Source organism: Pseudarthrobacter polychromogenes, from assembly GCF_014644495.1.
GTDB lineage: Bacteria > Actinomycetota > Actinomycetes > Actinomycetales > Micrococcaceae > Arthrobacter > Arthrobacter polychromogenes.
Genome location: NZ_BMKU01000005.1, coordinates 252,088 through 273,851, shown reverse-complemented (window position 1 = coordinate 273,851; position 21,764 = coordinate 252,088). Strand labels below are relative to the sequence as shown.

The 21,764-nt window shown below is 67.3% G+C and carries 22 protein-coding genes; 2 read left to right on the top strand and 20 right to left on the bottom strand.

The genetic code is table 11. The features are described from left to right. Positions 1-58 precede the first annotated feature (58 nt). The 8 genes from IEX43_RS10545 to IEX43_RS10510 all read right to left on the bottom strand — a co-directional run bounded on the left by IEX43_RS10545 (position 59) and on the right by IEX43_RS10510 (position 7,526). Positions 59-1,432 carry an NAD(P)(+) transhydrogenase (Re/Si-specific) subunit beta gene (locus IEX43_RS10545; RefSeq protein ID WP_188810797.1) on the bottom strand — a complete coding sequence of 458 codons (1,374 nt, stop codon included), beginning with the start codon at positions 1,430-1,432 and terminating at the stop codon, positions 59-61. Next, positions 1,429-1,749, bottom strand: coding sequence for an NAD(P) transhydrogenase subunit alpha part 2 (locus tag IEX43_RS10540; RefSeq protein ID WP_188810795.1), 321 nt, complete (start codon positions 1,747-1,749; stop codon positions 1,429-1,431). Before IEX43_RS10540 ends, IEX43_RS10545 begins: the two co-directional genes overlap by 4 nt. After that, on the bottom strand, positions 1,749-2,918 hold the full coding sequence (locus tag IEX43_RS10535) for a Re/Si-specific NAD(P)(+) transhydrogenase subunit alpha (protein ID WP_188810793.1): 1,170 nt from the start codon (positions 2,916-2,918) through the stop codon (positions 1,749-1,751). Before IEX43_RS10535 ends, IEX43_RS10540 begins: the two co-directional genes overlap by 1 nt. A gap of 174 nt (positions 2,919-3,092) precedes the next feature. Continuing rightward, a complete protein-coding gene (locus IEX43_RS10530; RefSeq protein WP_188810791.1) occupies positions 3,093-3,416 on the bottom strand; it encodes an MmcQ/YjbR family DNA-binding protein in 324 nt (107 codons plus the stop codon). A gap of 84 nt (positions 3,417-3,500) precedes the next feature. After that, positions 3,501-4,328: an IclR family transcriptional regulator domain-containing protein gene (locus IEX43_RS10525; protein WP_188810788.1), complete on the bottom strand. Its 828-nt coding sequence runs from the start codon at positions 4,326-4,328 to the stop codon at positions 3,501-3,503. Between the two features lie 72 nt (positions 4,329-4,400). Continuing rightward, positions 4,401-5,933, bottom strand: coding sequence for a tripartite tricarboxylate transporter permease (locus IEX43_RS10520; protein ID WP_229666403.1), 1,533 nt, complete (start codon positions 5,931-5,933; stop codon positions 4,401-4,403). Continuing rightward, on the bottom strand, positions 5,930-6,484 hold the full coding sequence (locus IEX43_RS10515) for a tripartite tricarboxylate transporter TctB family protein (protein ID WP_188810786.1): 555 nt from the start codon (positions 6,482-6,484) through the stop codon (positions 5,930-5,932). Before IEX43_RS10515 ends, IEX43_RS10520 begins: the two co-directional genes overlap by 4 nt. Before the next feature lie 70 nt (positions 6,485-6,554). Next, positions 6,555-7,526, bottom strand: coding sequence for a Bug family tripartite tricarboxylate transporter substrate binding protein (locus IEX43_RS10510; protein ID WP_188810784.1), 972 nt, complete (start codon positions 7,524-7,526; stop codon positions 6,555-6,557). A 227-nt stretch (positions 7,527-7,753) separates the two neighbouring features. On the opposite strand from IEX43_RS10510, the gene IEX43_RS10505 reads away from it, so the two are divergent. Beyond that, on the top strand, positions 7,754-8,626 hold the full coding sequence (locus IEX43_RS10505; RefSeq protein ID WP_188810782.1) for a shikimate dehydrogenase: 873 nt from the start codon (positions 7,754-7,756) through the stop codon (positions 8,624-8,626). 30 nt (positions 8,627-8,656) lie between these two features. On the opposite strand, the gene IEX43_RS10500 is transcribed toward IEX43_RS10505, so the two are convergent. The 12 genes from IEX43_RS10500 to IEX43_RS10445 form a co-directional block, all read right to left on the bottom strand. Further along, entirely contained in the window at positions 8,657-9,460 is an 804-nt protein-coding gene (locus tag IEX43_RS10500; RefSeq protein ID WP_188728323.1) for an IclR family transcriptional regulator domain-containing protein, read from the bottom strand. A gap of 22 nt (positions 9,461-9,482) precedes the next feature. Further along, the gene (locus IEX43_RS10495; RefSeq protein ID WP_188810780.1) at positions 9,483-10,160 is read right to left on the bottom strand and encodes a 3-oxoacid CoA-transferase subunit B; all 678 of its coding nucleotides are present in this window, start codon (positions 10,158-10,160) and stop codon (positions 9,483-9,485) included. Between the two features lies 1 nt (position 10,161). Beyond that, a complete protein-coding gene (locus IEX43_RS10490) occupies positions 10,162-10,875 on the bottom strand; it encodes a 3-oxoacid CoA-transferase subunit A (protein WP_188810778.1) in 714 nt (237 codons plus the stop codon). A gap of 3 nt (positions 10,876-10,878) precedes the next feature. After that, positions 10,879-12,093, bottom strand: a complete 1,215-nt coding sequence (locus IEX43_RS10485) for a thiolase family protein (protein WP_188810776.1) — start codon at positions 12,091-12,093, stop codon at positions 10,879-10,881. 87 nt (positions 12,094-12,180) lie between these two features. Then, on the bottom strand, positions 12,181-12,660 hold the full coding sequence (pcaC, locus tag IEX43_RS10480; RefSeq protein ID WP_188810774.1) for a 4-carboxymuconolactone decarboxylase: 480 nt from the start codon (positions 12,658-12,660) through the stop codon (positions 12,181-12,183). Then, positions 12,657-13,475, bottom strand: a complete 819-nt coding sequence (locus IEX43_RS10475) for an alpha/beta fold hydrolase (RefSeq protein ID WP_188810772.1) — start codon at positions 13,473-13,475, stop codon at positions 12,657-12,659. Before IEX43_RS10475 ends, pcaC begins: the two co-directional genes overlap by 4 nt. Continuing rightward, positions 13,468-14,958, bottom strand: coding sequence for a lyase family protein (locus IEX43_RS10470; protein ID WP_188810770.1), 1,491 nt, complete (start codon positions 14,956-14,958; stop codon positions 13,468-13,470). The genes IEX43_RS10475 and IEX43_RS10470 overlap by 8 nt, the downstream gene beginning before the upstream one ends. Then, a complete protein-coding gene (gene pcaG / locus IEX43_RS10465) occupies positions 14,955-15,533 on the bottom strand; it encodes a protocatechuate 3,4-dioxygenase subunit alpha (protein ID WP_188810768.1) in 579 nt (192 codons plus the stop codon). Before pcaG ends, IEX43_RS10470 begins: the two co-directional genes overlap by 4 nt. A 4-nt stretch (positions 15,534-15,537) precedes the next feature. Next, complete coding sequence (gene pcaH / locus IEX43_RS10460; RefSeq protein ID WP_188810766.1) at positions 15,538-16,410, bottom strand: protocatechuate 3,4-dioxygenase subunit beta; 873 nt, start codon at positions 16,408-16,410, stop codon at positions 15,538-15,540. A 72-nt stretch (positions 16,411-16,482) separates the two neighbouring features. Further along, positions 16,483-18,366, bottom strand: a complete 1,884-nt coding sequence (locus IEX43_RS10455) for a bifunctional sugar phosphate isomerase/epimerase/4-hydroxyphenylpyruvate dioxygenase family protein (RefSeq protein WP_188810764.1) — start codon at positions 18,364-18,366, stop codon at positions 16,483-16,485. Next, entirely contained in the window at positions 18,366-19,247 is an 882-nt protein-coding gene (locus tag IEX43_RS10450) for a shikimate dehydrogenase (protein ID WP_188810762.1), read from the bottom strand. Before IEX43_RS10450 ends, IEX43_RS10455 begins: the two co-directional genes overlap by 1 nt. Before the next feature lie 135 nt (positions 19,248-19,382). After that, positions 19,383-20,210, bottom strand: coding sequence for an IclR family transcriptional regulator (locus IEX43_RS10445; protein WP_229666402.1), 828 nt, complete (start codon positions 20,208-20,210; stop codon positions 19,383-19,385). Positions 20,211-20,435: 225 nt separating this feature from the next. Between IEX43_RS10445 and IEX43_RS10440 the strand changes: the two genes are divergently transcribed. Continuing rightward, positions 20,436-21,755, top strand: coding sequence for an MFS transporter (locus IEX43_RS10440; RefSeq protein WP_188810760.1), 1,320 nt, complete (start codon positions 20,436-20,438; stop codon positions 21,753-21,755). Positions 21,756-21,764: the final 9 nt, after the last annotated feature.

Genomic DNA, 21,764 nt, shown 5'->3' with positions numbered 1-21,764 from the left:
GCCTGCCCCGCCCGGGCCTCGAAGCAGGCCGGCAGGAGCTTCGCCGCGAGGGGCGCGGCTACAGTGCTTTGACGGCCCCGAGCACCTGGGCCAGCGAGTCCTTGGCGTCGCCGAACAGCAGCGACGTCTGCGGCTCGTACAGCAGGTCATTCTCGATCCCGGCGAACCCGGGACGCATGGAACGCTTGAGGAACACCACCTGCCGGGCATCCGCCACTTCCAGGATGGGCATGCCGTAAATGGGTGAACCGGAGGACGTCTTGGCTGCCGGGTTCACGACGTCGTTCGCGCCCACTACCAGCGCCACATCCGCCGTTTTGAACTCCGGGTTGATCTCCCCCATTTCCTTGAGGGATTCGTACGGGACGTTGGCTTCGGCCAGCAGCACGTTCATGTGTCCGGGCATCCGGCCGGCCACGGGATGGATGGCGAAGTCCACCTCGATCCCGCGGCTTTCCAGTGCCAGTGCGAGCTCGGCCGCGGTGTGCTGGCCCTGGGCCACGGCCAGCCCATAGCCGGGAACAATGATGACGCGCTGCGCGTAGCCCAGGAGTACTGCAACGTCCTCCGCGCTGGAGGAACGGACGGGACGTTCGCTCACGGCGGTGGATCCCGCCGTCGAGCCTCCCCGGAAGGCGCCGAACAGGATGCCCGCCACGCTGCGTCCCATCGCCGCCGCCATGGCCCGGGTAAGGATGGTGCCCGAGGCGCCCACCAGGGTGCCGGCCACCACCAGCAGCACGTTGCCCAGCACCACGCCGGAGGCGGCCACGGCAAGGCCTGTAAAGGCGTTCAGCAGCGAGATGACGATAGGGACGTCGGCCCCGCCCACCGGCAGCACCAGCAGGATTCCGGCGGCCAGTCCCAGCACCAGCAGCAGCAACGCGAGCGGAAGGGAACCGGTAAAAACGACGACGACGGCGGCCGCCACGGCGGCGAGCAGCACCGCGGCCATCACCACGGGGAGCCCGCGGAACACCACCGGCCGCGTGGTCATCAGTTCCTGGAGCTTCGCGAACGTGACCCCCGAACCTGCGAAGGACACGGCACCGATCAGGAGCGTGAAGACGATGGCCAGCCGCACCCAGGGATCGCCTGCGTGGCTCAGTTCGAGAAGCGCCACGAGGGCAGCAGCTCCGCCGCCCACGCCGTTGAAGGCGGCAACCAGCTGCGGCATCTGCGTCATCTTCACGCCCCGGGCCACCGGGGCAGCCACGGCCGACCCCACCACGATGGCCCCAAGGATCCACGGGACGTTGTCCAGCTGCGCGGACAGGAACACCGTGACGACGCCGATCAACGCACCCAGCGCGCCGATCAGGTTGCCGCGGCGGGCGGTCCGCGGGGAACTGAGCCCGCGCAGCGCCAGGATGAAGAAGACGGCGGCGACCAGGTACAGCAGCGACGTCCACACCGGGTTCAGGAGGCTCATTTGCCGTCCGCCTTCCGGGCGGCCTGCTTGGTACCGGCCGCTTTGCGCGCATGGAACATGTGCAGCATCCGGTCGGTCACCACAAAGCCGCCCACCAGGTTGGCGGTGGCAAGGACGACGGCGAGGAGCGCCACCGCGAGCACCCACGGGTCTGCAGCCTGGCCGGCGACGATGATGGCGCCCACCAGGATGATGCCGTGGATGGCATTGGCGCCGGACATCAGCGGCGTGTGCAGGGTGCTGGAGACCTTGGACACCACCTCGAAGCCGACGAAGACGGCCAGGACCGTGATGGTCAGCAGGCTCATACCGTCCATCAGAGCGCCCCTTCCCGCCGGGCGCCGGCCCGCTCGGCCAGCAGGTCCGCCGTCGCCTGGTGCCGTACCGTGCCGTCGTGGGTGAGGCAGGCCCCGGCGACAACCTCGTCACTGAAGTCGGGAGCGAGCGCACCGTCCCGGACCATCAGCACCAGCAGGTTGGCGACGTTCTTGGCGTACAGGCGGGAAGCGTCCGACGCCATGGCGGAGGGTGCATCCTTCAGGCCGACCAGCCAGACGTGGCCGGAGCCGTCCGCGGTGGGTACGGGAACGTCCTGGCCCGCCACGACGCCTTCCACGTTGCCGCCCGACTCGGCAGCGAGGTCCACAACCACCGACCCGGCCCGCATGCCCTGCACCATCTCCCGCGTGACCAGGAGCGGTGCCCGCCTGCCGGGGACGGCCGCCGTCGTAATCAGGACGTCGGCCTGGGCCACGTGCGGTGCCAGCAGCTGGCGTTGCCGGGTGCCGGCGTCGGAACTGAGCTGGCGGGCGTAGCCGCCGGCAGCCTCCGCCGTTTCGAGGTCCAGCCGGATGAAGGTGCCGCCCATGGAGGCTACCTCGTCCGCGGAGGCGGGGCGGATATCGTTGGCGAAGACCCGGGCGCCCAGGCGTTTTGCGGTGCCAATGGCCTGCAGGCCCGCCACCCCGGCCCCCAACACCAGGACCCGGGCGGGCGGGACGGTACCGGCGGCGGTCATGTACAGCGGGAAGAACCTGGGCAGCCGGATGGCCGCCTCAAGGACGCAGCGGTACCCGGCCACGAGTGCCTGCGAGCTGAGGGCGTCCATGGACTGGGCCCGGGAGATGCGGGGCACGAGTTCCAGGGCGAAGGATGTGACGCCGGCGTCGGCGAGCGCCTGGACGGTTGGCAGTTCGGACGACGGCGATGCGAGGCCCACGGTGACGGCTCCCCTTTTGAGGGACCGGGCTGTGTCCGGGTCGAGGGGCCGGACGTGGGCGAGGACGTCCAGCTGGGCGGGATCGAGCTCAGGGACAATGTGTGCACCCGCCTGGCTGTACGCGAGGTCCGGGTACCCGGCCGCGGCGCCGGCGTCTTCCTCGAGGAGTATCTCGACGCCGAGCGCCGCCAGCTGCTTGACCGTTTCCGGGGTGGCGGCCACCCGCCGTTCACCCTCCCGGCGTTCCCGCGGTATGCCCAGTTTCACCCGCTGACTCCCCTCGCTGCATGGATGCGGGAGCGCCGCCCTGCCGGGCCGTTCCTGGTCACCTGGACGAGGTGGCTTCGCGGAGCGGCGCTGCTGCACGTAGTTGGCTTGAGTCTATGGCCCGCACCGGTGCCGCGGGAGTAGGGCGGCGTGCTTTTGTGGCAAACAGTTACCTTACGGCTGCATGCGGCTGCTGTGTTCCCCGCCCGCCAGCCGGTAGGAATCCTGCAGCAGTTCCGCCAGCAGCTCCCCGCTGATCCCGGCCAGGCGCACCAGCACCAGCTGGGGAGAACGCTCGTGATGCGGGGTCCAGAAGAACGTTTCCGGCTCCGTTCCCGCCAGGGCCTCGCGTTCGTCAGTCTTGACGGTGAGGACTCCGGGTTCCCAGATGCGGGCCATCAGGGTCCTGGCGAACCATGCGGGCTGGCCCCAGCTCAGCCGCTCCGTGACGCCCGGCATCGCCAGGGCAATCCTGCGGACGTCAGCTTCTGTGGCCATGAGACACAGTGGCATTCCTGCCGCTCCGGGGCAAGGGCCGGCTGGTTCGCTGGTGCCGCGGGCCGGGGTGCCGTGCGGGCCCTGTCAGGTTTGCATGTCCGCCATTGCGGGCCCAAGTACATTCACCCTGCCGAGGCGTTTTGCCGGGCGGCCCTGGTAGTCCAGCCCTATCCCTCGGGCTGTTTCCTGCAGGAGCGGGACAACTGTTTGTTCGATCACGTCCTGGGAGGAGCGGTGGGTCTGCAATGAGACATTGACGGCGCCGACGGCCTCGTCTCCGCACCAGATGGGAACGGCAACGCCGCGCAGGCCGTTCTCCAGTTCCTGGGACACCATGGACCACCCCTGGCTCCGGGCAAGGCTGACCTCGTCCTTGAGGGCTTCCAGGCTGCCGACGGAGTGCTCGGTATAACGCTGCAGGTGGACCGATTCGTAGTACGCCTCCAGGCTGTCGGCCGGCAGGGCAGCGAGGAGCACCCGGCCCATGGACGTCGCCCACGCCGGAAACCTGGTGCCCACGCTGATGGATACGTTGAGGAGCCGCGGGGACGGGACACAGGCGACGTAGGCGACGTCCGCCCCATCAAGGACGCAAAGCGACGCCGTCTCGCCGAGCTCGGACGCCAGCAATTTGAGGTGCGGCTCGGCTACGCGGGGAAGGGACAGGGTGGAGAGGAAGGATGAACCAAGCTCCAGGGAGCGGGCGGTCAGTTCAAAAGATTGTCCGTCCGTCCGCAGGTACCCAAGGTCCGCCAGCGTCAGCAGGAACCGCCGGGCAGAGGCGCGCGTTATGTCCGTCGCCGCCGCAATCTGGGAGACGGTCAGGCGGGGGGTATCCGACGTGAACGCCCTGAGGACGTCAAAGGCCTTCCCCACCGACTTCACAAAGTACGCCGGATGTTCTTCTTCCATGGACTTCTTGCCCTTCCGAAAAATACAGGACACCGGGCCCACCTGGGTGGGTCCCGGCGTCCGTAAGCGTGTCTAGCTCGAAACCTTCGCCGGGTCCGCTCCAGCACCCACGGCCTTGCGCCGCTTCAGCTGCGCGCGGAGGGGAGGGACAACCAGGGCCGCAACAGAGATGGCAAGGAGCACCAGCGCAATGGGACTGGTGAAGACGGATGCCCACCCGTCGGTGATGAGCGCGCGGCGCAGGTTTGCCTCGGCCAGGGGGCCAAGGATAAGGCCCAGAACAGCGGGGCCTGCAGGGAAACCGAAACGCAGCATAAACAGCCCCACGGCTCCGAAAATCATCATCATGAACACATCGAAGACGCTGTTGTTGATGGAATACGTCCCCACCATGCAGAAGATCAGGATGATGACCCACAGGTAGTGGCTGGGCAGTTCCAGCAGCTTGACCATGCCGCGCATGCGCAGGAGGCTCAGCCCGAGGGTCAGGATGGTGGCGATCAGCATGATCGTGACCAGCGAGGAGACGAGGTCCGGCCGGCTGCTGAAGAGGCTGGGCCCCGGCTGGATGCCCCAGATCATCATGGATCCGATCATGACGGCCATGACGGAATCGCCGGGGACGCCGAGCGCCATGGTGGTGGTCACGCTGCCGCCCAGGGTTGCCGTGCTGGAGGTATCGCCGGCAGTCAGGCCCTCAAGGGAGCCCTTGCCGAACTCCTCCGGGTGCTTGGAGACTTTCCTGGCGTTGTCCCACGCGATGATGCCGGCGATGTCGCCGCCCACCGCCGGGACAAGGCCGACGACGGATCCGGTCACCGCGCCGATTCCCATCGGCTTGAACAGCCTCTGCATCAGTTTCCGCCCGGGCATCCACTGGCCCAGCTGGGTGACGGGCTTGACGTGGTGCAGGTGCCTGCGCCTGGTGAGAATCTGGTTGAGGACTTCCGCCACGCCAAAGAACCCGATGATGACCGGAATGAACGGCACGCCGCCGTTCAGTTCCAGGACGTTGAGGGTGAAGCGGGCGTCACCGGTGATGGGGTCACGGCCCACGGTGGCCAGCAGGAGACCGAAGGCTCCGGCGGCAAGGCCCTTGAGGATTCGTCCCGAGGAGACACCCACCATCATGGTCAGGCCGAAGACCACCAGCGCGAACATTTCCGGCGGCCCGAACTGGCGTGCGAATTCCGAAAGGGGCACCGCGGCAACCGCCAGGATAAGGATGCCAAAAAGCATGCCGAAGGCTGAGCCGAAAGCGGACGTTGTCAGGGCCAGGCCCGCTTGTCCTTTCAGGGCAAGCGGGTAGCCGTCAAAGGTTGTGGAAATGGAGGCAGGTGTGCCCGGGGTGTTGATGAGGATGGCCGGCACCCGGTCACCGAACTGGGCGGCCACGTAGATGGTCAGCAGGACGGCGAGGCCCTGGATGGGTTCCAGCGTCAGCGTGAACCCGCTGGCGAGGGCCACGGCCATGGTGGCAGTCACACCCGGGAAGGCACCCACGAGCATGCCCACCAGGATGCCCAGGCCTATGTAGAGGAGGGTATCCACCTGGAGGACGGTCATGATGCCGTCCGTGACGGGCGAGGCAGCGATCTGGATCATAGGTTCACCCGCAATGCGACGACAAAAAGGAAATGGAGGAGGGCCGTAACGATGGCCGGGAACACGAGCAGCGGCCTCCAGCCCCGGCCGCCGTACAGGGCCGTCAGCGCGACTGACGTTGCGAACGTAATCAACCAGAACTGGAGGACGTTCCACAGCATGAGGTAGCCCACCAGGATCACGGCGGTCAGCAGCATCCGGCCGATGCCCCACCCGCTGAGCGGATCAGGGAGGTTGGCCCGGCTGACCCCGCGCAGCACGTTGACCACCACCTGCAGGACGCCGAACACGATAAGGCTCCATGCGAGCATGGTGGGCCAGAAGGGAGGCCCGAGTTCCACCCGGACCCCTGAGCGGATGCCCTGTGCGAGCACCAGGACCAGGACGCCGAGGCCGATGGTGACGGCGGCCGGAACCAGTTCCCTGAGCCGGTGCGCACGGTCCGTGACCAGCACCTCTGACGCCGGGTGGATATGGGCTTCGGCGTGGTCCTGCCCAGGGTCTGTTGGGTTGAGGCCTGCCGGCGGCCCTGTTGCTGTGTGATCGTTCATTGGGGTTCCTCAGTAGGGGCCGGCCAGCGGAAGGCTGGCCGGCCCGTCTGCCTCGAAGTGTGTGCCTGCGCTACTTGCCCTGCGCGAGCTTGATCCACGGTCCGTAGCGGTCGGCTTCCTCGTCAAGGAACGCCGTCATCTCCTCCGCGTCCTTGAAGGTCGGCACAAGGTTGGAGCCTTCGATGACCTTCTTGTACTCCGGGTCCTCAACAGCCTTGCCCATGGCGTCGGAGAGCTTGCTGACAACTTCCTCGGGCGTACCGGCCGGAGCCATGATCCCCACCCATGAAGCGTTCTGCAGGTCGATTCCTTCTTCCTTGGCGGTGGGGACGTCCGGGTTCTTTGGATCCCGTTCCTCGGTCAGCATGGCCAGGTAGCGGAGCTTGCCTGCGTCCACCTGGTTCTTCTGCGTGCCGATCGCATCGATCGAGAAATCGACGTCACCGGCAGCCGCAGCAGCAACTGCCGGGGCGGAGCCGTCAAACGGGACGGACGTGAGCTCGATTCCGGCGAGTTCCTGGAGGCCCTGGGCGGGGGAATCCCAGACCGAGCCAACGCCCGGGCTGGAGTAGGTGACCTTTCCGGGGTTGGCCTTGGCGTCCGCGACGAGGTCCTTGAGCGACTGGTAGGGGCTGTCCACCGGGACAGCGATGGCACCGGGTCCGGCCAGGCCCTGGCCAATCGGCGCGTAGTTGGACGGGTCGATGTCGTAATCCTGGAACTGCAGGGTGGCTACCTCTACGCCCATCATCGACAGGTTGTAGCCGTCCGGCTTTTGGTCCTTCAGCCAGTTGTAGGCCACCGAGCCGTTGGCCCCCGGCTTGTTTTCGACGATAACCTCGACGCCCAGCTCTTTTTCCAGCAGCGGTGCAATGGTACGGGCTGTCAGGTCCCCCGAGCCGCCTGCGGCCCAGGGAACGGTCAGCCGGATGTCCTGTGCGGGGAAGTCGGCTTCGGAACTGCTGTTGCTGCCCGAGGCGCAACCAGTCAGCGCAAGCAACCCCGCCGTGCCCACTGCGAGTGATTTTAGAAGGGTTTTCACTACGGTTTTCTCCTTTGATACCCGTACTCCGACAAGGCTGCCGGCTGTCATCTCCAACAGTGCGCCTCATCTGGGACTTTGTACGCATTACGAACATGTGTGCATAAAACGTACAGTAGTTGTAATCTAGTTCACATCGAGGCCCGGAACAAGGCCGCGGCCGAAATTGTGACCAGGCAATCCGACCCATGGACGCTTCGCACTGGCGGGGCCGGAAGGTGGACAGAATGAGTACTCCGGCGGAGTCGTACCTGGTGGGGTTGATCGGCGAAGGAACCACGCACTCCCTGACCCCTGCCCTTCACGAGAGGGAAGCCGACCATCACGGACTGCGGTACATCTACCGGACCGTGGACCTGACCGTCCTGGCACGTCCGGCTGAAGACGTGGGGTCCCTGCTCTCGGCCGGACGCGACCTCGGCTTCAATGCCTTCAACATCACCGTTCCCGCCAAACAGGTTGTCCTTGGCTACCTTGATGATCTTTCGGACGATGCGGCCCGGCTGGGGGCCGTCAACACCGTCCTTATCCGTGATGGCAAGTTCATCGGCCACAACACCGATTACTCCGGATTTGGCTCCGCCCTCGAGGAAGGCCTTCCAGGCGCGTCCCTTGGACGTGTGGTGCAGCTGGGCGCCGGCGGCGCCGGCGCAGCTACGGCGTACGCGCTCCTTGCAGCAGGGGCGGAGCACCTGTGCGTCGTGGACCTGGATCCCGCCCGGTCCCGGGAGCGGGCCGAGGCCCTCGCACGGTTCTTCCCGGACAGGACCATCGAATGGCGGCCGATCGGCGAGCTAGGGGATCTGATGTCCAAGGCTGACGGCCTGGTGCATGCCACCCCTGTGGGGATGCACGCCCATCCGGGCATGCCCCTAGACGGGGACCTGCTCCAGTCCCGGCACTGGGTGGCCGATATCGTCTACCGCCCGATCGAAACCGAACTGGTCAAAGCCGCCGCTGCCAAAGGGTGCCGTGTGCTGGACGGCGGCCACATGGCCGTGGGCCAGGCGGTGGACGCCTTCCGCCTCATCACGGGCGTGGAACCGGACCGCTCGCGCATGAGGCAGCATTTCCTGTCCATGCTCCGGCAGGGGACCTAGGCACCACCAGTATGCGGCCCCCTGGACCGGCTAACCCCGCGCGCTGAGATCGGCGGAGATGAGTTTCGCCGTCGCAATGATCTCCTGCGCCACCGAAGCCAGGAAGGCGTCCGGGTCCGGCTTGGCAGCGACGGACTGGGCCTGCAGGGACACGTTGACAGCGGCAACTACCCTGGAGCGGTCGTAAACCGGGGCCGCCACGGACATCAGGCCCAGCTCCAGCTCCTGGTCCAGCAGGCACCAGCCCTGCGCCCGGACCGTCTCAAGGACTGGCAGAAGGTCCTTGGCAGTGCCCAGGGCGCGCGGGGTCAGCGGTTTGATCTCGGCCGTGGCCAGGTAGGCCTTCAGGTCCGCCGGAGGCAGCCCGGCGAGCAGAACGCGGCCCATGGACGTGGCGTACGCAGGGAAGCGGGTGCCCACGGTAATGCCCACGTTCATGATCCGGCGGGTGGTTACCCGCGCGATGTAGGCGATGTCAGCCCCGTCGAGCACCGCCGCAGAGGTGGACTCCCCCAGCTTCAGGGACAGTTCCTCAAGGTGTGGCTGCGCCATCTGCGGCAGCGACAGCCCGGACAGGTACGCGTAACCCAGCTGGAGCACCTTGGCCGTCAGCGCGAAGGTTTTACCGTCCGTTCGAACGTAGCCCAGTTCCACCAGCGTGTGCAGGAACCGCCGGGCAGTGGCGCGCGTCAGCCCCGTGCGGGCTGCCACCTCCGTCAGGGTCATCACCGGGTGGTCCGTATCGAATGCACGGATGACGGCGAGCCCGCGGGCCAGGGACTGGACGTACTGGTCACTGGCCTGCGGGGCACCCGCTGATGCTGCGTCGGTCATGGTTACCAATCCTAGGGCCGGCTCAGGCCGCGGCGGCCGCCTTGAGCGGAACAGGCACCAGTTCCTGGAGTTCCTCCAAGGTGCAGCCGAAGGTCTCACGGACGGTGATGCCGCCGGGCCCGGTGAGGAAGACGGCTTTGTCCGTGTACACGCGGGTGACGCAGCCGACGCCGGTGAGCGGGTAGGTGCAGGACTCCACGATCTTGGAGGCGCCTTCGCGGGTGAGCAGGGTCATCATCACGAACACGTCCTTGGCGCCGGTAGCCAGGTCCATGGCACCTCCGACGGCGGGAATGGCGCCGGGAGCGCCGGTGTGCCAGTTGGCGAGGTCGCCGGTCACCGATACCTGGAACGCCCCCAGCACGCAGATGTCCAGGTGCCCGCCGCGCATCATCGCGAAGGAGTCGGCGTGGTGGAAGTAGGACGCCCCCGGGAGTTCGGTGACGGGGATCTTGCCGGCGTTGATGAGGTCCTCGTCGATCTCATCACCCTTGGCTTCCGGGCCCATGCCCAGCATCCCGTTCTCCGTGTGGAGCGTGATGTCCTGGTCCTCGGTGAGGTAGTTGGACACGAGCGTGGGCTGGCCGATGCCGAGGTTCACGAACGAGCCCGGGGCGATGTCCCTGGCCACCAGGCGGGCGAGGTCGTCCCGGCTCAGCGGGGCCTCGGAGGTTTTGATGCTCGATTCCATGACGCCCATCTCAGGCCACCTTCTCTTCAGTGCCAGTGGTGCTGCCGGCGGTATTGCCGGCAGCAGCGGGAACCCGGACCACAGTATTGACGTAAATCCCGGGAGTGACCACGTTTTCCGGGTCCAGCGCCCCGGTGGGAACGATCTCGGACACCTGGACGATGGTGTGCTTCGCGGCCGCGGCCATGATCGGGCCGAAGTTCCGGGCAGTCTTGCGGTACACCAGGTTGCCCTTGCCGTCGGCCTTGAGTGCCTTGATGAGGGCGACGTCGGCATGGATGGGGGTCTCAAACACCTGGCCGCGGCCGTCAATGATCCGGGTTTCCTTGCCCTCGGCGAGCATGGTGCCGTACCCGGTGGGCGTGAAGAACCCGCCGATTCCCGCGCCGGCGGCCCGGATCCGCTCGGCCAGGTTGCCCTGCGGCACCAGTTCCAGCTCGATCTGCCCGGCCTTGTACTTGGCGTCGAAATGCCAGGAGTCGGACTGGCGCGGGAAGGAGCAGATCATTTTCCGGACCCGGCCTTCCTTGATGAGCAGGGCCAGGCCCTGGTCGCCCTGGCCGGCGTTGTTGTTCACCACCGTCAGGTCCTTGGCGCCGCAGTCCAGCAGCGCGTCGATCAGTTCGAACGGCTGCCCGGCGTTGCCGAACCCTCCGATCATCACGGTGGAACCGTCCTTGATTCCGGAGACGGCCTCCTGGACCGACTCTACGAAGTTCAGCATTGCCTATGCCTTTCCTGTACTGGTGCCTGCGGAGGAGGTGACGTTTTCGAGGACCACGGCCAGGCCCTGGCCAACGCCGATGCAGATCGCCGCGACGCCCCAGCGTTCCCCGGACGCCTGCAGGGACCGGGCCAGGGTGCCGAGGATGCGGGTGCCGGAGGCACCCAATGGGTGGCCCATGGCGATCGCCCCTCCGTGCCGGTTCACGATGGAGGGGTCGATGCCCCAGGCGTTGATGCACGCCAGGGACTGCGCGGCGAACGCTTCGTTAAGTTCGACGGCGCCCACCTGGTCCCAGCCGATGCCCGCCTTCGCGAGTGCTTTGTTCGCCGCCTCCACCGGGGCGTACCCGAAGTACTGGGGGTCGTTGGCGTGCGCGCCGCGCCCGGCGATGCGGGCCAGCGGGTCCAACCCCAGCAGCCCGGCGGCAGCCTCGGAGCCCACCCATGCCGCGGAGGCGCCGTCGGACAGCGGGGACGCGTTCCCGGCGGTGACCGTGCCGTCCTCGGTGCGGAACACCGTCTTCAAGCCGGCGAGCTTCTCCGCTGAGGACCCGGCACGGATGCCCTCGTCCCGGACCAGGTCCGTGCCCGGCACCGGGGAGACGAGGTTGTCGTAGAACCCCTCGTCCCACGCCGCGGCGGAGAGGTTGTGGGAGTTCGCCGCGAATTCGTCCTGCTGCTCGCGGCTCACGCCGTACTTCTCGCGGAGCCGCTCGGTGGCCTCGCCCAGGGAAATGGTCCATTCCCTGGGCATGGCCTTGTTCACCAGGCGCCATCCCAGCGTGGTCGAGGCCAGGGTCATGTCGCCGGCCGGGTAGGGCTTCTCGGTCTTGGGCAGCACCCACGGGGCCCGGGACATCGATTCCGCCCCGCCCACCAGCATCAGCTCTGCGTCGCCGGCGTTGATCTGCCGGGAGGCGATGATCGCCGCGTCCAGCGAGGACCCGCAGAGCCGGTTGACCGTGGTGCCCGGGATCGAGACCGGCAGGCCGGCCAGTAGCGTGCCCATCCGGGCGATGTTCCGGTTCTCCTCGCCGGCGCCGTTGGCGTTGCCGAAGACCACCTCGTCGATCCGCTCCGGATCCAGGGCAGGAGCCCGCTTCACGGTTTCGCTGATCACGTGCGCGGCGAGGTCATCCGGGCGGACGGCGGCGAGGCCGGATCCGAATTTGCCGAACGGGGTGCGCACGGCGTCGTACACAAAAGCCTGGTTCATCACTGTTCCTCTACATCTTTGTCTGTACGGCCCAACTAGGTAGCGGTAAGTGTCGTTTTGGAGGCTCATAACGACACTTGGCGCTACCTAGTTGGGCGGGGTGGGGGTTTCGTTGGTGGGTGGGGCGGTGGTGTCCGCGTCTATGTCCTTAAACACCTGCTGGGCGGTCTTGAAAGCCGTATTCGCGGAGGGCACTCCGCAGTAGATGGCGGTCTGCAGCAGGATTTCCTTGATCTCGTCCCTGCTGAGTCCGTTGGTGAGGGCTGCCCGGATGTGCATGGCCAGCTCTTCCCAGTGCCCGTGCGCCACCATGGCGGTGATGGTGACGGCGGAGCGCATTTGCCGCGTCAGGCCGGGCCGGGTCCAGATCCCGCCCCACGCGATCCGCGTGATCATGTCCTGGAAGTCGTCCGTGAATTCGTCCTTGGCGGCGTTGGCCCGGTCCACGTGCGCGTCGCCCAGCACTTCGCGCCGCACCTTCATGCCGCCGTCGTAAATGTCCTGGCTGGTGGCACCGGGCTGGACGGCGCCGTTGCGTTCGGGGTTCTTCCCGTCAGTGCCGTTCACTTGGCTGCTCCCTGCGATTCGGTCCAGGTGATGAGGCTGCGCATCAGCTCGGCCACGTGGGCGGGGGCTTCGGCCGGGGCAAGGTGGGCCACGCCCTCCAGGGTGACAGCGGTGGCCGTCCCTCCTCCGGCCGTGATGCCGGCCGCCACTTCTTCAGCGAGCGACGGCGGGGCCACCCCGTCCAGCGCCCCGGCGATGACCTGGGTTGGTACCCGGATGCTGCCCAGGTCCTCCCGGACGTCGAACGCGGCCAGTGCTTCGCAGCAGAAGGCATAGCTGAACCGGTCGGCGTCGCGCAGGGCATGCAGGAGCCGGCTGCTGAGTTCGGGCTCGCGTTCCATGAAACCGGGGGCGAACCAGCGTTCCGCCGAGCCCTGGATCATCACCGGGGTGCCCTGGCTGCGGACTGTTTCAGCCCGTTCCAGCCACCCTTCGGGCGTACCCAGCTTGGCGCCGCTGCACTGGACGGACAGGCTCTTGAGGCGTTCCCCGTGCTTAATGCCCAGCTGCAGGCCGGTGGCACCGCCCAGGGAGACGCCCGCGTAGTGGAAGGCCTCTCCGGGTGCGATGGAGTCCACGAGGTCCACCACGGCATCAGCCAGGGCGGCAACATCGAAGGTCCCGGTGGCTGCGGGTGAGACCCCATGGCCGGGCAGGTCCCAGGCAACGACGTCCACATCGTTGCCGAGCACCGAGGCGGTGCGGTTCCACAGGATGGTGGAGGTGCCCAGGGAGGGTCCCACCACCAGCAGCGGGTGGTCACCCAGGGGGCGCTGGGGCGAGAGCAGGGCGGCTTTCAGGGCAGGCTTAGCCACGGGGGTCTCCGTTCGGATCGGTATCGGGAAGTGCAGTGGGCGCCGCGTATTCCGGGAAGGCGGCCAGGATACGGCGGGAAATGTTTGCCGCCTCGCCCAGGTAGCTGGCGGGGTTGAGGAGTTCCTCGAGCCGGAGGTCGGTGAGCACCCCGGCGGGCACGGCGTCGCGGAGCAGCTTGCGGTAGGTGGCCGCCTGCTCCCCGGAAGGTGCCCGCAGAGTCTGGTCCACGATGGCCTGCAGCTGCTCCTTCCCGGTGAGGCCATACTTCTCCTCCAGCAGGGGCGACACCGCCGCGCCCACTCCCTCGGCCAGGAGCAGCGGGCCGGCGAGGTCCAGGTTGCGGCGCATCGCGTCGGGGAAGGCCTGCAGGCCCTCGGTGAGCTCGCGGGCGTGCCCGGCCGCCCCCAGCGCCAGGGCCAGGAGCTGCCGGAGGGCGGGCCACTCGGTGTGCCACGCAGCGTCCGGGCGCTCATCGTTGAAGTTGGCGGCCGCCAGGTGCAGCTGGGCCACGAGCTGGGGTGCCTGCAGCGCCGCGCTGCGGACCAGGACGGACAGCACCGGGTTCTGTTTCTGCGGCATGGCAGAGGAGACGCCGCGGCCGGCGGCGCGCGGCTCGGCCAGCTCGCCGACCTCGGGCCTGCTCAGGAACAGGACATCCGCGGCGATCTTGCCGAACGCGTCCAGCACTGCCGCCAGGGCGTTGCCCAGGGACGTGACCACCAGCCGGTTGGTGTGCCAGGGAGCCGGAGCGGCGGCGAGGCCCAGCTGGGATGCCAGGGCGTCGGCCAGGCTGAAGGGGGTGGCCGGTGAGCCGGAGGTAAGCACGGTTCCCGCAGCAAGCGTACCTGCCGCGCCGCCGAACTGGACCGGATAGGCCAGGCCCTCCAGCTCGCGTCCCGCGGCGGCAACGCCGTGGAACCATTGCGCAGACCGCAGGCCAAATGTGAAGGGGAGCGAGTGCTGGGTGAGGCTCCTGCCCACGCACAGCGTGTCCGCATGTTCTTCCGCCAAACTGGCGAGTGCCGCCGTCGTGCGTTTCAGGTCGCCGAGCAGCGCCTCCACGGTGTTGCGTGCCAGCAGCATCAGGGCGGTGTCCAGAACGTCCTGGCTGGTCAGGGACGTGTGCACTGCCTTTCCGGCGCCGATGCCGATGCCGTCCAGCGCCTGGACGTTTTTCCGAAGGTCCGCCAGCAGCGGGATCACCGGGTTACCGCCGCCCTGGGCGCGGCGGGCGATGCCTGCCACGCTGTACTTGCCGGGCTCGGCCGCGGCGGAGACGACGGCGGCGGAACCGGCGGGCGCCAGGCCCACCTTCTCCAGCACGGCGGCCCAGCCGGACTCGACGGCGAGGATCGCCGCCAGCACAGCCCGGTCACCCGTCAGCGCACCCACCAGGGGCGACGCCGAGACGGGACTGAGCAGGCCGGCGTCGCCCTCTCCCCCGAAGGCGTCCGCATCTCCCAGGCCGGCGGACCCGGTCACTGGAAGTCCAGGAAGACTGTTTCGCCCTCACCCTGGAGGCGGACGTCCCAGGTGAGGCCGCCGTCGGCGTCACGGCGTGCGATCAGCGTCCTGCTGCGTTCGGGATCCAGGGAGCTGAGCAGCGGGTCATTGGCCAGCGCCTCCGTGTCCTCGGGCAGGTAGATGCGGGTGAAGAGCCGGTTGGTGAGCCCGCGGGCGAAGATGGCCACGGAGATAAAGGGGGCCGCCGCCGGTTTTCCTGGGACCGGCTTGGTGGGGCCCGGGTTCACGGTGGTGAAGGTGAAGACTCCGGAGTTGCCCACGGCGCCGCGGCCCCATCCGGTAAAGGTGTAGCCGTCGCGGACCAGGGACCCGGTCTTCTGGACGATGTTGCCGTCGGCGTCGGGCTGCCAGATTTCCAGGATGGCGTCCGGGATGGGCTGGCCGGAGCCGTCGTAGACGGTTCCCTGCAGGCGGATGGAGCCCGGCGAGCCGGGGGCCAGGAGTTCGTTGTCCTTCTCGAACGGCAGGGCGTAGCCGTAGAACGGTCCGACGGTCTGCCCCGGGGTGGGGACAAGTTTGGTCTGGTTGCTCATGTCCCTACTCCTCATCACTTTCTGCGCCAAGCGCCTCGTTTTCGGTCCACGTCCGCTTGGGGCCCGTCAGGACAATGTCCCAGTTGTAGCCCAGGGCCCACTCGGGCTCGGTGAGGCTGTGGTCGTAAGTGGCCACCAGCCGGTCGCGGGCGTCCTGGTCCACGATGGTCTGGTAGATCGGGTCCAGCGGGAACAGCTGGTCGCCCGGGAAATACATCTGGGTGATGATCCGCTGGGTGAACTCGGTTCCGAACAGGGAGAAGTGGATGTGCGCCGGGCGCCAGGCGTTCAGGTGGTTCTTCCACGGGTACGCCCCGGGCTTGATGGTGGTGAACCGGTAGGACCCGTCCGGGCCGGTGATGCAGCGGCCGATGCCCGTGAAGTTCGGGTCGATCGGCGCCGGGTGCTGGTCGCGCTTGTGGATGTACCGGCCGGAGGAGTTGGCCTGCCAGATCTCCACGAGCTGGCCCGCAACGGGGCGGCCGTTCCCGTCCAGGACCCGGCCTGCCACGATGATCCGCTCGCCCTGGGGCTCGCCGTTGTGCTGGATGGTGAGATCGGACTCGAGGGCGTGCACGTCCTGGTGGCCGAAGGCCGGCGAGTACAGCTCGATGGTTTCCGGGTCCGCGTGGTGCAGGCTCTTGGTGGGGTGCCGCAGGATGCTGGAGCGGTAGGGCGGGTAGTCCAGCCGCGGCTGGGTTTCGGCGGGGGAGCCCTCTTTGAGGGCCCGTGCATAGGCTTCGCCCAGGGCGTTGATCTCTGCGCTGAGGTCAGCCTGGGTTTCAATGGCGCGGTCCAGGGGCATGTGTGCGGCCTTCGGCTCGGCGGGCGGCACAGACTCGTCGGTATCAAGCTGGGCGTTGGTTTCTTCCGGCACGGCTGGCTCCTTTCTGGTTTTCGTTGTGATTCGTTGGGCAGTTCGGCGGGGACAGTGGTTCGGCGGGCCGGCTCAGGTCCGGTGCAGGGAGTCGTACTGGACCGCGTGCCGGACTGGGGCGTTGGGCGCCCCGTACCCGTCGTAGCCGCCGCGGCGTTCCACCATTTCAAAGAACACACTGCCCACCGTGGCGGTGTAGAAGTGGAGGAATTCGCCGTCGGCATCGCGGTCATAGAGGAGGTTGAGCTCCTGCAGTGTGGCCAGGAACCCGGGGTCGAGGTCGAACCGGGCGTCCAGGTCCTCGTAGTAGTTCGCGGGGATCTGCAGGAATTCGAGGCCGCGGTCCCGGGCGGCCCGGGCGGTGGCCACGAGGTCCCACACGGCGAACGCGATGTGCTCCTGGTAGGTCTTGCGGACTTCGCTGCGGGCCTGCTGCACCGGCGCCAGGTTCAGCACCAGCCGGACGGCGGCGTCCGAAGTGGTCATCACCTGGGAGCGCACCAGCCCGCTGGGGCTGGGTACTTCGGCGAAGGGCTGCGGTTCCAGGGCCAGGGCGCTGGTGTAGAACAGGACGGCCTCGTCGAAGTGCTGCCACGGCTGGGCAAGGTTGACATGGTCGATGACCGCAGCGGCACCCGGCCCCCCGGAAGGAGCGCGGTGTTCCAGGCCTTCCCCGAATTCACGGGTCCAGGCTGCCGTGCCGTCAGGGCTGCCCTGGCACAGGAAAATTTCCGTTGAGTCCGGCGCGGAGATGCCCTGGAAGACTTCCTCGTCGGCCTGGACCTTGCGGGCAACCACGGGAGCCTTGAGCTGCTGGGCCCGGGCGGAGGCAATCACGGGTGAATCGACGTCGAACCCCAACGCGGCAATTGACGGTTCGGCGTGCGATGCCGCCTGCTCGTTGATGATCACGCGCGCCTGGCCCATGGTCCACAGCTGCACGTCCTTGGTGCGGTGCCGGCCCTCGAACCCGAAGCCGAGCTGCCCCAGGAGCTTCTCCAGCCGGGCGGTATCGTCAGCTTTGACCTCGGCAAAGTTGAAGCCCGCCGGTTCGCTGACCTTGGGCAGCGTGGCGAGTTCCATGGGATAACGACGCCGGGAGGCAGCACTGCCTCCCCCTGCGGCTTCCGCGCTGCCTGCCAGCCACGCGGCACTCTGTTCCTCCAGCCAAATGAGCGAGCGCATGGCGTCCACGGCTGTGCGGTCCACGTCGGACTGGCGGAAGACGTCGTTGAAGACCTCGAGGGAGACCGGGCCGGAATAGCCCGCCCGGACCACGTGGCCCATGAACTTGGCCAGCTCGAACTGCCCCTCGCCCGGGAACACGCGGTAGTGGCGGCTCCAGGACAGCACATCCATGGTGAGTTGGGGGGCGTCCGCAACCTGGACGAAGAAGATCTTTTCCGGGTTGAGCTTTTCAATCGGCGCGGTGTCCCAGCTGCGGGACAGGATGTGGAAGGAGTCCAGGCAGGTGCCGAAGTTGGGGTGGTCCACCATCTCCACCAGGCGGTAGGCGTGCTCGTAGTCGTTCACGTGCTTGCCCCAGGCCAGGGCCTCGTACGCCACCTTGATGCCGTGGTCGCCGGCAAGTTCGGCCAGCTGCGCCAGCTGGGAGGCACGCAGGCCGTCGTCGTCAATGGTGGCCGTGGCGACGTTCGAGCAGACCAGGATGGTGTCCATGCCCAGGCGGGACATCAGGTTGAACTTCGCCTCCGCCCGCCGTAGGTTCGCCTTCAGCAGGTCCGGGGCCACGCCGTCGAAATCGCGGAACGGTTGGTAGAGGTCCAGCCCCAGGCCAAGGTCTGCGGCCATGGCCCGCACGTCCCCCGGGCTCAGCGGCGAGGTGACCAGGTCCTGTTCAAAGATTTCGATGCCGTCGAATCCTGCGATGGCACAGGCCTGCATCTTCTCCTTCAGGGTGCCGGAGAGGCAGACGGTAGCGATTCCGGTGCGCATCAGGCAGCCACCTCTTCTGCGGCCACGAGCTCCAGGAAGTGCGAGCGCATGCGGTCCGGATCGGGTTCCAGGCCCGTGAAGATGCGGAAGGCGTCTGCGGCCTGGCCCACAGCCATCCGGCCGCCGTCCAGGACCTCGCAGCCCTTGGCGCGGGCGCCCCGGACGAGTTCGGTGTCGATGGGGCGGTACACGATGTCCGCAACCCAGTGGCGTCCTTCCAGAAGCTCCAGGTCCAGCGGAACGCCGGGGTGGGCGGCCATGCCCACGGGGGTGCAGTGCACCAGGCCGTCGGCCAGCGGCATCAGCTGCGGCAGCTCCGCCGTCGTGCGCGCCACAACGGTGCTGTCCGGGAAGAAGCCGGCCAGTTCCGCCGCCCTGGCGGCGGAGCGGGCGGCGTCCATGTCCACGAGGTCCAGGTGGCGGACACCGGCGGTGAGGAGGGCGTAGGCCACGGCGGAACCTGCCCCGCCGGCGCCCAGCTGGACCACGCGGTCCAGCTTGGCGCCGGGAAGTCCTGAGGAGAGGGCCGCGGCAAAGCCGGAAAAGTCTGTGTTGTGGCCTATGAACCGGCCATCATCGATCACCACGGTATTGACTGCACCGAGCCGCAAGGCGTCCGGGGTTACCTCATCCAGGTGCTGCAGGACCAGCTGCTTGCAGGGGTGGGTGATGTTCAGGCCGTTGAAACCGAGGTTCCTGGCACTGCGCAGCAGCTCTCCCACGGACTTGCCGGGAAGGCCGAGCTCCACGAGGTCGATGGGCCGGTAGAGATAGCGCAGGCCCTGCACATCCCCTTCGCGCTCGTGCATGGGCGGGGTGAGTGACGGCATCACACCATCGCCGACCAGTCCCACCAGGTAGGACTCAGTTCGATTACTCATCCGTGCAGCTCCTTTGGTACGGCACCGGGCAGGAGCAGTGCGCCAAGCGGATGCTGCTGCTTCGGTGTTGAAAGTTACAGTACATTATTTGTTCACTCAGCGCACTTTTGTTCTACATTCGAACAATGCATCAGGTCAGCGCTGCGGAAGGCGCGCCGCGAGCTCCGCGGCCGCCTCCTGCAGCAGCGGGACGCACGCCTCCAGTTCCTCCATGCCCATGCGGAAGACGGGCACCGCCGTTGCCAGGGAGGCGAAGGCGTGGCCCTGGGTGTTGAGGAGGGGTACGGCGACGGCACGCATGCCCATCTCGTTTTCCTCGTCCATCACGGCATATCCCTGGCGCCGGACCTTCTCGATTTCCGCGCGGAAGGCGTCCCGGTCCGCGATGGACTTTTCGGTGAGCTGATCAAGCGGAAGGTCCTCCAGCAGCCGCTCGCGCTCGGCATCCTCCGCAAAGGCGACCAGCACTTTTCCGACGGCGGTGGTGGACAGCGAGCCCAGGTGGCCGGGGTCGCTGGTCACCCGGAACATCTGCGGACCGTCCACCTTGTTGACCGTGAGGTGGTGAAGCCCGTCGCGGACGCTGAGGATGGTGGCCTCGCCCGTCTGTTCCGTGACCCGGCGGAGGACCGGCATTGCGGTGCCGGCGAAACCGTGATGGTTGGAGACCCGCTGGCCCAGCTGGAAGATCCGCAGGCCCAGGTGGTAGCGGCGGCCGTCCGGCTCGTAGTCCACAAAACCGTCGCGGGTCAGCGACCCCAGCAGGCGGTACGTAGTGCTGAAAGGCAGCTCGGCCCGTCGTGAAATCTCCGCGGCACTGGCCCCGCGCGGCTCATCGCCCAGGAGGACCAGGAGGCCCAGGGCCTTGCCCACCATGTCCGTGCGGTCCGGCTTGGCCACCTTGGTGTCCGCGGGGGTCTCAGCAGCTACGTCTTTGTCAACTGTGGCATGGTTCACACTCATGCATTAATGTTCCCACATCGTGAGAGTTATTTCTAGATAGTGATTATTTTCTTGACAGGTGACCGCACTCACAGTCACTATTGCTGTATCGCACAAGTAGCTCCCACCATGTGGCTACTACCCGGGTTATCCCGCACATGCCGAGCCGCGCCTCCACCTGAAGGCAGCGCCGGCCGCGAGCCCCCTGATCCATCCGCGACAAAGTCGTCACACCTAAGGAACTCCATGAGCCAGACACTTCCGTCCGCCGAGCCAGGCGTTGCCGCCCCGGCCGGGACGCCGAAGAAGGCAGCCCTCGCCAGCTTCCTGGGCAGCGCCGTCGAATATTACGACTTCTTCATCTTCGGTTCCGCCGCCGCGCTGATCTTTCCCACGGTCTTCTTCCCGGATGCTGATGCAAACGCGGCCATCATGTCCTTCGCCACGTTCGGGTTCGCCTACGTGGCCCGCCCCGTGGGCGCCGTGATCCTGGGCCACTTCGGCGACAGGGTGGGCCGGCAAAAGGTCCTGATGTTCACGCTCCTCCTAATGGGTGCCTCCACCTTCCTCATCGGCTGCCTGCCGGACTTCAACACCGTCGGCTGGTGGGCTCCTGCCCTGCTGGTGCTGGCCCGGCTTTGCCAGGGCCTGTCCGCCGCCGGCGAGCAGGCCGGCGCATCGTCCATGACGCTGGAGCATGCCCCGGACAACCGCCGGTCCTTCTTCACCTCGTGGACCCTCACCGGCACCCAGGGCGGCCAGATCCTCGCGGCCCTGGTCTTCATCCCCGTCCTTGCCCTCCCGGACGAGATCAAGTACGGCATCGGCTGGCGTATTCCGTTCTGGCTGAGCGCCGTTGTGGTTGTTGTTGCCTTCTTCATCCGGCGCACGCTGCACGAGCCGCCGGCCTTCGAGGAAGCGCAGAAAACCGCCCAGATTTCCAAGCTCCCGGTTGCCGATCTGCTCAAGGCCCACTGGCGCGACGTCCTCCGCGTGATCTGCTGCGCCTTCATCGCCGCCGTGTCCACGGTGTTCGGCACGCTTGCCATCAGCTACGCCAAGACCGTGGCGGGCGTGGACGGAACCACAACCCTCTGGCTGGTCGTCGGCGCCAACTTCGTAGCCCTGGGCACCCAGCCGCTCTTCGGCATGCTGGCGGACAGGATCGGCCGCAAGCCCGTCTTCATCTATGGGGCGGTGGCCAGCGCCATCCTGACGCCTGTCTTCCTGCTCAGCCTGGAATCCGGCAGCGTGCCGCTGATGTTCCTGGCCGCCATCGGCTTCTTCTCCTGCGGCTACGCAGCCTCCAACGCCGTCTGGCCGTCCTTCTACGCCGAGATGTTCAGCACCAAGGTCCGCTTCTCCGGCCTGGCCATCGGCACCCAACTGGGCTTCCTGATGGCAGGTTTCGCCCCGGCGATCGTTGCGGCCATGGGCGGGATCAGGCCCGGCGGCTGGGTGCAGATCAGCATCTTCACCGCCGTCATCTGCGGCATCGCGGCCATCTCCGCCCTGACTGCCAAGGAATCCTACAAGGTCCCCACCTCGCAGCTCGGCCTGAAGTAGCACTTCCGC